Annotated in this window: 8 protein-coding genes and 1 pseudogene; 3 read left to right on the top strand and 6 right to left on the bottom strand. The window is 64.2% G+C overall.

The genetic code is table 11. The features are described 5' to 3' along the window. The first annotated feature begins 178 nt into the window (after positions 1-178). Both ABD819_RS16945 and ABD819_RS16940 read left to right on the top strand, forming a co-directional pair. Positions 179-3,328: a serine hydrolase domain-containing protein gene (locus ABD819_RS16945; RefSeq protein ID WP_345126179.1), complete on the top strand. Its 3,150-nt coding sequence runs from the start codon at positions 179-181 to the stop codon at positions 3,326-3,328. Between the two features lie 82 nt (positions 3,329-3,410). After that, a complete protein-coding gene (locus ABD819_RS16940; RefSeq protein WP_345126178.1) occupies positions 3,411-5,036 on the top strand; it encodes a 3-(methylthio)propionyl-CoA ligase in 1,626 nt (541 codons plus the stop codon). 98 nt (positions 5,037-5,134) lie between these two features. On the opposite strand, the gene ABD819_RS16935 is transcribed toward ABD819_RS16940, so the two are convergent. From ABD819_RS16935 to ABD819_RS16925, 3 genes are all read right to left on the bottom strand, one after another. Next, a complete protein-coding gene (locus ABD819_RS16935; protein WP_345126176.1) occupies positions 5,135-5,848 on the bottom strand; it encodes a hypothetical protein in 714 nt (237 codons plus the stop codon). Between the two features lie 78 nt (positions 5,849-5,926). Next, positions 5,927-6,727, bottom strand: a complete 801-nt coding sequence (gene proC / locus ABD819_RS16930) for a pyrroline-5-carboxylate reductase (RefSeq protein WP_345126175.1) — start codon at positions 6,725-6,727, stop codon at positions 5,927-5,929. 229 nt (positions 6,728-6,956) lie between these two features. After that, positions 6,957-7,277 carry a phosphatase PAP2 family protein gene (locus ABD819_RS16925; protein ID WP_345126173.1) on the bottom strand — a complete coding sequence of 107 codons (321 nt, stop codon included), beginning with the start codon at positions 7,275-7,277 and terminating at the stop codon, positions 6,957-6,959. An 89-nt stretch (positions 7,278-7,366) separates the two neighbouring features. On the opposite strand from ABD819_RS16925, the pseudogene ABD819_RS21585 reads away from it, so the two are divergent. Next, positions 7,367-8,248 (top strand): annotated as a pseudogene (locus tag ABD819_RS21585) (transposase); the annotation flags it as partial. A 70-nt stretch (positions 8,249-8,318) separates the two neighbouring features. On the opposite strand, the gene ABD819_RS16910 reads toward ABD819_RS21585, so the two are convergent. The 3 genes from ABD819_RS16910 to nagB all read right to left on the bottom strand — a co-directional run bounded on the left by ABD819_RS16910 (position 8,319) and on the right by nagB (position 12,943). After that, entirely contained in the window at positions 8,319-9,500 is a 1,182-nt protein-coding gene (locus ABD819_RS16910) for an acyltransferase family protein (protein ID WP_345126170.1), read from the bottom strand. A gap of 146 nt (positions 9,501-9,646) precedes the next feature. After that, on the bottom strand, positions 9,647-10,873 hold the full coding sequence (locus ABD819_RS16905; RefSeq protein WP_345126196.1) for an anhydro-N-acetylmuramic acid kinase: 1,227 nt from the start codon (positions 10,871-10,873) through the stop codon (positions 9,647-9,649). A 150-nt stretch (positions 10,874-11,023) separates the two neighbouring features. Further along, entirely contained in the window at positions 11,024-12,943 is a 1,920-nt protein-coding gene (nagB, locus tag ABD819_RS16900) for a glucosamine-6-phosphate deaminase (protein ID WP_345126169.1), read from the bottom strand. Between the last annotated feature and the right edge of the window lie 127 nt (positions 12,944-13,070).

Raw genomic sequence — 13,070 nt, 5'->3', positions numbered from 1 at the left:
GCCTGACCAAGGCCATTGACAGGTTTTCGGGGTTGTTGGAACCTGCCGGCCCATTCTCACAGTGATGCCCAAGCCAACGGCAGCACCCGCTAGCAGCCAGGCCTTGTGCCTCCCTGTACTTCGTGCAGGCTCGTGTTACTTTCGTGTAAAAAACACCCTTTCGAAAACGTATCAGGCCTTGTCAATATTCAAGTATTTATTGTTGAGCTGGCTGCTGGCCGCACCCTTGCTGGGCAATGCCCAGCGCCGCACCACGCCCGCTCCGGCCCGGCCCAGAGCCAATGGGGCCAAAAAAGCTCCTCCGCGCCCGGTGCTGGCCCCCGGCGCCCCGGCCTTCACCCGCTACCTGCATTCGCCCTGGGTCGATAGCCTGATGCGCGTGCTCACGCCCGACCAGCGGGCCGCGCAGCTCTTCATGGTGGCCGCCTACTCCAACCGCAAGCGCATTGACGAGGACTCTATTTCGACGCTCATTCAGCAGTATGGTATCGGGGGGCTCATCTTTTTCCAGGGTGGGCCCGGCCGGCAGGCGCGGCTGCTGAACCGCTACCAGAGCCAGGCCCGCGTGCCGATGCTGGTGGCCATGGACGGCGAGTGGGGCGCGGGCATGCGCCTCGACAGCGTGGTGAAATTCCCGTACCAAATGAGCCTGGGCGGGGCCGCCGACACCATGCTGCTCTACGATATGGGCCGCGAGGTGGCCCGACAGTTCAAGCGCCTGGGCATGCACGTCAACTTCGCGCCGGTGGTCGACGTGAATAATAACCCGGCCAATCCGGTCATCGGCTTCCGTAGCTGGGGCGAAAACCCGGCCGCCGTGGCCCGCGATGGCCGCCAGTACATGAATGGCATGCAGGACGCCGGCATCCTGGCCGTGGCCAAGCACTTTCCCGGCCACGGCGACGTGGATGCCGACTCGCACCTGGCCCTGCCCACGGTGCGCGTCGACCGCCGCCGCCTCGATTCGCTGGAGCTGCCGCCTTTCCGCAGCCTCATGGCCGGTGGCCTGGGCGGTGTGATGGTGGCCCACCTCAACGTGCCGGCCCTGGACACGGTGCTGGGCCCGAGCACGCTGTCGCGGCCCATTATTACGGGGGTGCTGCGCGAGGAGATGGGGTTCAAAGGCCTGGTTTTCACCGATGCCATGAACATGAAGGGCGTCATCAGCATGTTTCCGCCCGGCGAGGCCGACGTGCGCGCCCTCATGGCCGGCAACGACATTCTGGAGTTCAGCAAGAACATTCCGCTTGCCCTCCGGATGGTGCGTATCGCCGTGGACAGCGGCCGGATTTCGCAGAAAGAAATTGACGAGCATTGCCGTCGCGTGCTGGCCCTCAAGCAGTGGGCCGGCCTGAACCACTACCGGCCCATCAACACCAAAAACCTGTACGAGGACCTCAACGCGCCCCACGCCCAGTACCTCAGCCACCGCCTCACCGAGCTGAGCATCACGCTGCTGCGCAATCAGAAAAGCCTGCTGCCGCTGCAGCGCCTCGACACGCTGCGCATTGCCACGCTGGTGCTGGGCGGCAGCCCGCGCGACACCACGGATTTCCAAAAAACCGTGGCCGACTACGCGCCCACGGCCCACTTTCACGCCACGGCCGCGCCCACGCTCGATGAGCTGATGAAGCTGCGCGCTGGCCTGAAGCCCTACAACCTCATTCTGGTTTCATTGCAGAACCTCGGCCGGCTGCCGGCCACCAGCTTCGGCATCACGCCCGAAACCAACATGCTGCTGCGCGAGCTGCTCGACCAGAAGCAGCAGCTGGTGCTCAGCGTGTTTGGCTCGGCCTACGCCGTGGCCAAGGTGCGCGACCTGGACCGCGCCGCCGCCGTTATTCTGGCCTACCAGGAAAGCGCCAATGCCCAGAGCCTGGCCGCGCAGGCCATTTTTGGCGGCATTGCGGCCACTGGCCGGCTGCCCGTCACGGTGTCGGATAAGCTCCCGCGGGGCTTCGGGCTGCGCACCGCTGGCAACTATCGCCTGCGCTACGCCAACCCCGAAGACGCGGGCATGGACGGCCGCCTCGAAGCCCGCGTGGACAGCCTGGTGGGCCGGGCGCTGGCGGCTCAGGCCTTTCCGGGGGCGCAGGTGGTTATTGCCCGGCGCGGCACGGTGGTGCTGCGCAAAAGCTACGGCAACCAGACGTACGCGGGCTTTGCCCGCAATGAAGAAGTAAGAAGTAAGAATGAAGAATTTAAAGGAAGAAATGCGGCTAAGCGGCAAGCGAAGCAGGCGGCCCGCCAGCAGAAAAACCCCTCATCCCTCATCCCTAATTCCTCATTAAACGAAGTGTCCAGGCCGCGCCCCGTGCGCAACGACGACCTCTACGACCTGGCCTCCATGACCAAGCTGATGGCCGCCACGCCCGCGCTGCTCCGCCTGCAGGCCGACCGCAAATTCAGTCCCGATAGCACGATGGGTAGCTATTTCCCCTTCCTGCGCGGTACCAACAAGGCCAATCTGAAGATGCGCGATGTGCTGGCGCACCAAGCCGGCCTCAAGGCCTGGATTCCGTTCTGGAAGGAGCTCACGAAGAAGAACGGGGCCCTGCGCCGCCACTATTTCCGGGCCGATTCGTCGGCCCGCTTCCCGCTGCCGGTGGCCCAGGGCCTGTGGGCGCGCCAGAGCCTGCCGGCCCGTATCTATAAGGAAATCGGGGAGTCGCCGCTGAATGAAAAGCCCGGCTACGTGTATTCCGACCTCTCGTTCATCCTCTACCCGGAGCTGGTGAAGGCCCGCTCGGGGCTGCCGCTTGATGCCTATTTGCAGCGGGAAGTGTACGGGCCGCTGGGCGCTACCACGCTGGGCTTCCGGCCCACGCGCCGGTTCCCATTGGCTCGTGTCGTGCCCACGGAAGTTGATTCGGCCTTCCGCCGGCAGCTGCTACACGGCACGGTGCACGACGAAGGTGCGTCCCTGCTCGGCGGCCTCTCGGGCCACGCCGGCCTGTTTGGCGATGCCAACGACGTGGCCAAGCTCGCTCAGACCTACGTCTGGGGCGGGCGCTACGGCGGCCAGCAGCTCTTCGATAAGGAAATTCTGGCCAACTGGACCAGCTGCCAGTTTTGCCCCGACAACCGCCGCGCCCTGGCCTTCGACCGCCCTGCCGCCAACCCCAGCGTGAACTCGGCCAAAAGCGCCTCTCAAAGCAGCTACGGCCACACCGGCTTCACGGGCACCTACTTCTGGGTCGAGCCCAAGGAGGATTTGGTGGTAGTGCTGCTCACCAACCGCGTGCATCCCAGCCGCGCCAACAATAAGCTGACGGAGCTGAGCGTACGCTCGTCGCTGCTGCAGCTGGCGATTGAGGCGGTGCGGTAGTGGGGAATACCTCGGTGCCCTGCGGAAAATGGACAAAGGGCTACTACCTTACGGCCATCTTTTACTTCCCACTCCGCTCCCTATGCTAGGATTGATGATGGCCGAGCCGCTCCGTGTGGCCACGATTATTGAGCACGCCGCCAAATGGCACGGCGATACCGAAATTGTGTCGCGGCTGCCCGAGGGCGGTATCCACCGCTACACCTACGCCGCGGCCAACCACCGCAGCAAGCAGCTGGCCCAGGCGCTGCTGAAACTCGGCATCGAGAACGGCGACCGGGTGGGCACGCTGGCCTGGAACACCCACCGGCACTTCGAGCTGTACTATGGCGTAGCCGGCATCGGGGCGGTGTGCCACACCATCAACCCGCGCCTGTTTCCCGAGCAGCTGGTGTTCATCATCAACCACGCCGAAGACCGGCTGCTGTTCTTCGACCTCACCTTTCTGCCCCTGGTAGAGCGCCTGGCCCCCGTGTGCCCCACCGTGGAAAAATGGGTGCTCATGGCCGGCCCCGAGCACCTGCCCAAAGACTCGGCCCTGCCCGGCCTGTGCAGCTATGAAAACTTCTTGGGAACCGAAACCGGCGACTACGCCTGGCCCACCTTCGACGAAAACACGGCCTGCTCGCTCTGCTACACCTCCGGCACCACCGACCAGCCCAAGGGCGTGCTCTACTCGCACCGCTCCACGGTGCTGCACGCCCTGGGTATTTCGCTGCCCGATGCCCTCAACTGCTCGGCCACCGATGTGGTGATGCCCGTGGTGCCCATGTTCCACGTCAACGCCTGGGGCTTGCCCTACGCCGGCCCGCTCAATGGTGCGAAGCTGGTGCTGCCCGGCGCGGGCATGGACAGTGCCAGCCTGTTTGAGTTATTTGAAACCGAGCAAGTAACGTTCTCAGCGGGGGTGCCCACCATCTGGCTGGCACTGCTGCAATTCATGCGCGAAGGCCAGCGTCGCTTCAGCACGCTGCGGCGCACGGTGGTGGGCGGGGCCTCGTGCCCGCCGGCCCTGATGAAGGCTTTTGAGGAAGAGCTGGGCGTGACCATCATGCACGCCTGGGGCATGACCGAAACCAGCCCACTGGGCACGGCCGGCCACCTCAAGGCCAAACACGCGGGCCTGAACGCGGCCGACAGCCTGGCCCTGCGGGCCAAGCAGGGCCGGGCAGTATTTGGGGTCGATATGAAGATTGTGGGCGATGACGGCCAGGAGCTGCCGCACGATGGCGAGGCTTTCGGCGACCTGCTGGTGCGCGGGCCTTGGGTGGTGCGCGACTATTTCCGCAGCCACACGCCCGGCGAGCTCACCGCCGACGGCTGGTTCCGGACCGGCGACGTGGCCACCATCGACCCCGCCGGCTACATGCACATCACCGACCGCTCAAAAGATGTCATCAAGTCCGGCGGCGAGTGGATTTCCAGCATCGACCTGGAGAACCTGGCCATCGCGCACCCCGCCGTGGCCGAGGCCGCCGTCATTGGCGTGCCCAGCGCCAAGTGGAGCGAGCGGCCGCTGCTCATCGTGGTGCGCCGGCCCGGCATGGAAGTGTCGGGGGAAGAGCTGCTGGCGTTTTTCCGGGGCAAAGTGGCCAAATTCTGCGAGCCCGATGCCGTGGCGTTTGTGGAGCAATTGCCGCATACGGCCACGGGCAAGCTGCTCAAAACGCAGCTTCGCAAGGAGTTCGCGGGCTATTCGGTGGCGTAAATCCCAGCCAGGTCCTAACCAGGCTCAGCCCAAAACGAAACCGTCGGAAGTACGGGGCCGCCTGGCCCCGTACTTCCGACGGTTTGATTAAGGTTTGGCTACAGGGAATCGTAGTATTTCAGCAGCTTCACAATATCGGCTTCGGCGCTCAGGTCGAGGTTTTCGCGGGTGATGTAGGCCTGGAGGGCGGGTGCCTGGGCTTTGCCCAGCACCGCGAGCACGGCCTTGGAGTTCAGGCGAATGGGTTCAATGGTGTTGTCGGTGTTTTTGAGGTAAAAAACACTGGTTTCAACCCACCGGTCACTGCTGCGGCCGGCCAGCGAAGGCCCATTGTTGGTGTGGAAAAGTGTGCGGCTGCGCTTTCGCAGCAGGGCAGAGCGGCCGGCATCATAGCGCACCTCAAAAAAGGCCGTTCGCAGCGGCAGCTCCCGGATACGGGCATCGAGGTAGCGGCGGTATAAGTAGCGGGTGCCGTGTAGCGAGTCGCCGAGCGAGAATTCGGTCATCGCGCTGGTATTTAACTCTAACGAGTCGCCGCTGGGGCGGCGCCAGAGCAGGCGGTCGCTGTGCAGGTCGTACTTCAGCCAAGGCTGGGGCACGGTGCCGGAAGTCATTTTCACGGTGCCGCGCGTCCAATAAGGCAGCAGAAATGAGCTGCCTGCCACGGGCGTGGCTCCAAGCTGGCCCTTGCCTTTACCCAGCTCGCGGTTCACCACATCGGCATCGGTAGGGGCGGTGGCACTGATGGCACCCTGGGCCCGGGCGACCAGGCTGGCCAGGCCTACGAATAAGGATATGAGTAGCAGGCGCATAACCGGAAAAGGAGAAAGGTGAAAAGGAGTGCTAATGTAGCAAAGAGTCCGGTTTGGCAACCCAGCGCAGCGTCTTTTTCATTTGCCCAGTTCCTCGGCCCTGTCCCGGGCCGCGCTGGCTCCCGCAATCAACCCGGCCCGCACCTGGCCCGCCCCGAAAGCCCCCAGTGCCGCCTCGGTGGTGCCGCCCTTGGAGGCTACTTTGGCAATCCAGTCCTCGCAGCTCAGGCCCGACTGCGAGTAGAGCTCCACGGCCCCACGGAAGGTCTGGCTCACCAGCAGCTCGGCTTCGGCTCCGGTGAAACCCATTTGGCCGGCGGCCGCCATCAGGGCCTCCATGCAGTAGTACACGTAGGCCGGGCCGCTACCCGAAATGGCCGTGCTGGCATCGATGGCGGCTTCTTCTTCCACATACACGGTTTTGCCAGTGGTCGAAAGCAGGTTTTGTACCTGCACCAGCTCGGCGCGGGTCACGGCGTCGGTGCTGGTGAAGGCCGTCATGCCCATGCCGATTTGCGCCGGTAGGTTGGGCATGGCCCGAATGATTTTGGGCGTACCCAGGGCCTCGCGCAAGGTATCAATCCGCACGCCGGCCATGATGCTGAGTACCACCTGCCGCGGCTGCACCAGCCCGCGCAGGGTTTCAAAAAGAGCCGGCGAGTCCTGGGGCTTCACGGCCAGAATGAGCAGGTCGGCCCCCGGCACACACTCGGCCGGGTGGCCCCACACGGTGCCTATTTCGTGGGCGGCCAGGGCCGCCACCCGCTCGGGCGAGCGGGCCAGCAGTCGCAAATCGAGCCGGGACGTGATGTGGGCCCGGGCAAAGCTGCGGGCATAGGTCAGCCCCATGTTGCCGCCGCCGATAATCAGAATTTTCATAAAAAAGTAACTAGAGCGGTTTTGGAACCGGTGTACGGGCTGGAACGTAGCGCGGACTTCGTAGTCCGCGTCTGAACGAAGCAAACGCGGACTACAAAGTCCGCGCTACACATACACCAACCTGAAAACCGCTCTAAGTCCGAGCCGTAAAGAACGTCACGCGGGCTGAAGTCGAAGGAGCTTTCCTGCTTCGACTTCAGCCCGCATCACGTTTTAAGGGCTAGCCAGCCTAGCGCCTGAAGCGCAGGGCACTCACGTTGCGCCCCACTTTCTGGCCTTCGCTCAGGCCCACCTCGTTGCCGCTGCGGAAGTGAATACCGCCGTAGAGCCGCGAACTAGCAGCCTCGTCGGCAAAGGCGGCGAAACTGGCGAAGGAGCGGGGCTCGTAGCCGGCCCCCCGGGCCTGGTGGGTATTGTCGATGAAAGCCGTTTGGGGTCCGAACAAATCGCCCAGCACCTGGGCCGCCGCGCCGGACTGCGCCGAGTGGCCCGACACGAACTCGGGGAAGGGGGGCGTGGCCAGGAGCGGCTGCCAGGTGGGGTCGAGCATGGCCTGCACGGCCGCGACGGGCCGCTGCCAGCTGTACTGATACCTGATGTTACGCAGTCAAAAGTTGGATTTGCTCGTTTAGGTGGTTTATGACGACCTGCACGCTGGACCTATACACGGATTATTTGCTGAGCTCGACGGGTCCGACGACGGCCACTGGCTTGTCGCGGCTACTGGACGGGGAGATGAGCCATGACCATATCACCCGCTGGCTGAGTAGTGCCGACTGGAGTTTGGCCGAGGTGTGGCGGCATGCCAAACCGCTGATTCGCCAGGCCGAAGCGCAACGCCCGCCCACGGATTTTGCCGTGCTCGTGGTCGATGATTCGATTTTGGAAAAGGCGCATACCGATGCCAACGAGCTGATTTGTACGCATTGGGACCATAGCCAGCAGCGCTATGTTAAGGGCCTCAACTTTGTCAGCCTGCTCTACTAGGCGGGCGCGTTGTCCGTGCCCATCGGGGTCGAACTCGTGCGCAAGACCGTGCCGGTTTATCACCCCAAAACCCACCTGACCACCTACCAAAGTCCGACGACCAAGAACGAGTATCTGCAGCAACTGCTGCGCGTGGCTCAACAACAGGTGGCCTACCGTTACCTGCTGGCCGATAGTTGGTACGCCTCGGCCGAGAACATGCACCTGGTGCGGGCCTTGGGCCACCATTTCGTCTTTGCCCTGGAAAGCAGCCGCACCGTGGCCTTGAGCGCCCAGGCGCGGGCTGCGGGCCAGTTTCAGGCCGTGCAGACGCTGGTCTTTCCCGATACGCAGCCCCTGCGCGTCTATTTGCGGTCCGTCCGGGAGGAAGTGCTCGTAAGCAGACAAGTCTTTACAAACCAAGATGGTAGCCAGGGAATCTTGTATCTGGTCAGCAGCGACACCGACCTGAACCAGGCACAGCTCACCGCGATTTACCAAAGAAGGTGGAAAGTGGAAGAATACCATAAGTCGCTCAAACAGAACGCGTCCATGAGTAACTGCTGTTACGCATTACCAGGCTGGCGCGCGTAACAGCAGGTCGTTAGTGGGCTCAAGGGGTTGTTTACACTTTCACCACCACGCCTTTCCGATACATCCAGTTCAGAATTCCAAACCAGATAAGAATCAGCAGCAAAGCCCCCACCAACGAGGCATTGCGCGGGTCGTGGAAGTAGGGCGCGATGCCCCACTCGTAGAGCCACTCCTTCAGGCCCCCGGTTTTGCCGGTTGGCAAGGCCAGCTTGAACAGGCCGAACGTGCGCGAAAGCAGCGCTGACAGGCAGAACACCAGCACGGCATTGACGCCGTAGACCAGCGCCGGGCGCGTCCAGGCGCGGTATCCCTGCACGTCGCATATCCAATAGAGTGCCGCCAGCCCGGCCATGGCCAGCCCACCTGTGTAGAGCACGTAGGGGCTGCTCCACAGGGCTTTATTGATGGGAAACCACGGGGCCCAGATGAGGCCCAGCAACGTGATGGCCCCGCCGGCCACGAACAGCCAGGCCACTTTGGCGGCCGGCTCCTGGTCGCGCCGCCGCAGCCATTGGGCGGTGAGGCCGCCCAGCAGGCCGGTACCCAGCGCCGGCAGGGTGCCAAGCAGGCCTTCGGGGTCCCAGGTGCGGCTTTGTTTCCAGAGGTGGGCTTCGCCGAAAACCAGGCGGTCGAGCCAGGCCCCGAGGTTGGTGGCGGGCTCCAGGTTGGCCGGGCCGAAGCCGGGCACTGGCACCAGCTGCATCAGCACCGCGTAGCCGACCAGAAAGCCGATGAGCAGCCAAACCTGGGTGCGCCAGCTGGTTTTCAGAAAGATAAAGCCGCACCCCAGAAACACCAGCGCGATGCGCTGCAACACACCCATCACCCGCACCACCGAGAAGTCAAACTTGGGGTACAGCGACAACAGCAGGCCCAGTCCGAAAAGCACGGCGGCCCGCCGCAGCACCCGCCACAGCACCGCGCCCTGGGGGCCGCCCTGGCGCTTCACCCCATCGAGCGCATACACCAGGCTCACGCCCACGATGAACAGGAAAAACGGGAAAATGAGGTCGGTGGGGGTGCAGCCGTTCCATTCGGCGTGCTCCAGGGGCGGGTAGATGTGGCCCCAGTCGCCGGGGTTGTTCACCAGAATCATGGCCATCACGGTGAGGCCCCGAAACACGTCGAGGCTAATGAGCCGGCCGGGCTGCGAGGCCTCGGCCAGGGGAAGGGTGCCGGTGGTGGCTTCGGCTGCCTTAGTGGTTCGCTGCATGGGACTGCTAGGTGATTTTAGCTTGAAAAAACGTCATGCTTATCTGGCGTCCGCGGAGTCGAAGCATCTCTCCCGCTTCGTTGTGGTAGCATAAATTACTTCCGAGGTAGAGATGCTCCGCTTCGCTCTGCATGACGTGTTATTTCTCAGCCCGGAAAAGAAATTTTGCCCATGCTCACGGCCGGCACGCGCTGCCGGCCCGCCCCAATACTCAGGGGCTGGCCCGCCACCGCCTCATTGGCCAGCACGGCAAACAGGATGGCTTCTTTCGCATCGCCCGGCACGCCCAGCTCATCCGTAGCAGCGAAGTGCGCCAGTGGAAGATGGCGCGCCAGGGCCGCCCGCAAGGCCGGGTTGTGCGCCCCGCCGCCGCTCAGGTACACGGCGGCCGGGGCCGGGCGGGCGGCAAAAGCGGCTTGCACGGCCCGCGCCACGCCCACGGCACTCAGCTCGGCCAGGGTGGCCAGGGTGTCTTCCAGGGCCAGCTCGGTGGTATTGCTGCGCTGCCGCGCGGCCGCCAGATAGGCCGCGCCGAAAAGCTCGGGGCCGGTGGTTTTGGGCAGGGGCGCGGCAAAAAATGGGTGGTCGAGCAGGGCGGCCAGCAGGCCCGGATGCAGGCGGCCGGCCAGCGCCAGGCGGCCGTCCTCGTCGTACTGCAATTCGGGTCGATGAGTGCGGATTATGCTGTCGAGCAGGGTGTTGCCGGGGCCGGTATCGGTGCTGAAAGCCGTGCTGGCATCGCCCCCGGCGCGGGGCAGGTAGGTGAAATTGGCGATGCCGCCGAGGTTGAGCAGCAGTCGTTCTTCGGCGGGGCTGCTCAGGAGCAGGAAGTCGCCGTAGGCGGCCAGAGGTGCGCCTTCGCCGCCGGCGGCGACGTGCTTCTGCCGGAAGTCGCTGAAGGTGATGATGCCCGTGCCCACGGCTACGTGGTCGCCGTCGCCGAGCTGCAGGGTGGCATTGTGCGGGAAGTCGGGCCGCTGGTGCTGGTGTTGCGGGGCGTGGTACACGGTCTGGCCGTGGCTGGCCACCAGGTCAACTTCGGCGGGGCTGACTTGCCACTCGCGCAGGCAGCGCAGCACGGCGGCGGCGTGCAGCTGGCCCAGCCAGGGATTGAGCAGGGTGAGGTACTCCAGGCTCACCTGCTCGCGGGCAAACACCGTGCGGATGCGGTCGCGGGTGTCGGCATCGTAGGGTACGGTGGCGAAATGCTCCAGGGTGAGCCGGGTGCCGGGACCGTGGCCTTCGAGCCGGCACAGGGCCACATCCAGCCCATCGAGCGAGGTGCCCGACATCAGGCCGATGATGCGGCGGCTGGGCTGGCTGGCCAGGTGGCACAGGCGGGCGAGGTAGGGGTTCAATGGTAAGGGATGCATCACGTGAAGTCCAGCAAATGTAAAAGACCGTCATGCTGAGCGCAGCCGAAGCATCTCTACCGCATGACTATTCAAATCGATTGAATTAGTATTGAGGTAGAGATGCTTCGGCTGCGCTCAGCATGACGGGTTAATTTCCTGTGACCGCCCTTAAAACTCCCACCGTACAAAGGCCTCAATACCCTCATACTCCGGCAAACCCAGCTGGTCATACAGCTTGGCGGTGGTGCGGTTGCGGGCCTCGGCGCGCTGCCAGAACTCGCGCTGGTCGGCGCCGGGGAAGAGCGGCCGGTCTTTCTGGCTCTGGTGCTTGAAGATGGCGCGGCGCTTGCGCGTGAGCTCCTGCGGTGAGAGCGGTACGGCCATCTCAATCTGGTCGATGTCCCATTCCTGCCAGGCCCCGCGGTAGAGCCACACCCAGCAGTCGTCGAGCCAGGGCGTGCCGGCGGCTTTCAATTGCTGAATGGACTGGAAAATGGCCGCCAGGCACACGCGGTGGGTGCCGTGCGGGTCGCTCAGGTCGCCGGCGGCGTAAATCTGCTGGGGCTGAATGCGATTCAGCAGCTCCATGGTGAGGCGAATGTCCTCGTCGCCGAGCGGCTTTTTGCGCACGCGGCCGGTTTCGTAAAAGGGCAAATCCTGGAAGTGGGCGCGGGTGGCGGGGTCGAGGCCAGCGTAGCGGAGGGCGGCCCGGGCCTCACCGCGCCGAATCACGCCCTTCAGGCGCTGCACTTCCTCAGAGTCGACCTGGCCGGGCGCTTTGTCGCGCAGAAAATCAGAAACGCGCTGGTAGAACTGCTCCCCGGCCGGGTCGTTCTGCTGAAAATTCAGGTCGTACTCGGCCGCGAAATCCGCGAAGCGCAAGGCCTCCTCATCGAATACGGCAATGTTGCCCGACGTCTGGTAGGCGACGTGTACCTCGTGGCCCTGGTCGACGAGGCGGAGCAGGGTGCCGCCCATCGAAATCACGTCGTCGTCGGGGTGGGGGCTGAAGATGAGCACGCGCTTCGGGAACGGCTCGGCGCGCTCGGGGCGGTTGGTGTCGTCGGCGTTGGGCTTGCCACCAGGCCAGCCCGTGATGGTGTGCTGGAGCTCGTTGAACACCCGAATATTGATGTCGTAGGCCGGGCCGGACTGCGCCAGCAGCTCCGAGAGGCCGTTTTCGTTGTAGTCCTCGTCGGTGAGCTTGAGAATGGGCTTGGTCACGGTGCGGGCCAGCCAGGTCAGGGCCTTGCGCACCAGGGCAGGGTCATGCCAGTTGCAGGGCAGGCCCAGCAGCCAGGGCGTTTTGCGGGGCGTGAGCTCGGCCCCGGCGGCTTCGTCCAGCACCACCTGCACGGATGGATGCCGCTGGAGGTAAGTAGCCGGGACGGTGTCGGTTACGTCGCCTTCCACCATGCGCTTCACCACGGCGGCCTTGCCCTCGCCCCAGGCCATGAGTACGATGTGCCGGGCTTCCAATATGGTGCCTACGCCCATGGTGAGGGCGCGGCGCGGTACGTTTTCCTCGCCGTAAAAGTCCGAGGCCGCGTCGGTGCGCGTGACGTGGTCGAGGGTGATGAGGCGGGTGCGCGAGGCCGGGCCGGAGCCGGGCTCGTTGAAGCCAATGTGGCCGGTGCGGCCAATGCCGAGCAGCTGCAAGTCAATGCCGCCGGCCGCCCGAATCTGCGCTTCGTAGCGGCGGCAGTACTCGGCCACGTCGGCCGCGGCCACGGTGCCGTCGGGGACATGCACATTCTCGGGGCGGATGTCAACGTGGTCGAATAAGTACTCGCGCATGAAGCGGACGTAGCTCTGCAACGAGCCCGGCAGCATGGGGTAATACTCGTCCAGGTTGAAGCTGACCACGTTCTGGAAGCTCAGGCCTTCTTCGCGGTGCAGGCGCACCAGCTCCTCGTACACCCGGGTGGGCGACGAGCCCGTGGCCAGGCCCAGCACGCAGGTTTTGCCATCGGCCGCACGGCTGCGGATAAGGTCGGCAATCTGCTCGGCCACGGCCGCCGAGGCTGCTTCCGAGTCGGGGTAAACGGTGGCGGCAATGGGAGCGGGGTGGGAATTTGGAGGTGTCATGGAGTGGGAAAGAGGAATCAGGGTGGAGAGAAGCGCTAATTACCAATTAAAAAATCGTCTGTCAGGCCTCGCACAGTCCAGCATGCCAGCCGACTCACGACATACACTGCGGTCCACTCCCCCTAAA

The sequence above is a fragment of the Hymenobacter antarcticus genome, assembly GCF_039539545.1.
GTDB lineage: Bacteria > Bacteroidota > Bacteroidia > Cytophagales > Hymenobacteraceae > Hymenobacter > Hymenobacter antarcticus.
The sequence above is the reverse complement of the archived record's forward strand: the minus strand, read 5'-3'. Positions and strand labels throughout refer to the sequence as shown.

Bases quoted from the DNA above. Each gene is read 5' to 3' on its own strand.
- ABD819_RS16940 (WP_345126178.1), top strand. From the start codon at position 3,411: ATGCTAGGATTGATGATGGCCGAGCCGCTCCGTGTGGCCACGATTATT.
- ABD819_RS16935 (WP_345126176.1), bottom strand. From the start codon at position 5,848: ATGCGCCTGCTACTCATATCCTTATTCGTAGGCCTGGCCAGCCTGGTC.
- proC (WP_345126175.1), bottom strand. From the start codon at position 6,727: ATGAAAATTCTGATTATCGGCGGCGGCAACATGGGGCTGACCTATGCC.
- ABD819_RS16925 (WP_345126173.1), bottom strand. From the start codon at position 7,277: ATGCTCGACCCCACCTGGCAGCCGCTCCTGGCCACGCCCCCCTTCCCC.
- ABD819_RS16910 (WP_345126170.1), bottom strand. From the start codon at position 9,500: ATGCAGCGAACCACTAAGGCAGCCGAAGCCACCACCGGCACCCTTCCC.
- ABD819_RS16905 (WP_345126196.1), bottom strand. From the start codon at position 10,873: ATGCATCCCTTACCATTGAACCCCTACCTCGCCCGCCTGTGCCACCTG.
- nagB (WP_345126169.1), bottom strand. From the start codon at position 12,943: ATGACACCTCCAAATTCCCACCCCGCTCCCATTGCCGCCACCGTTTAC.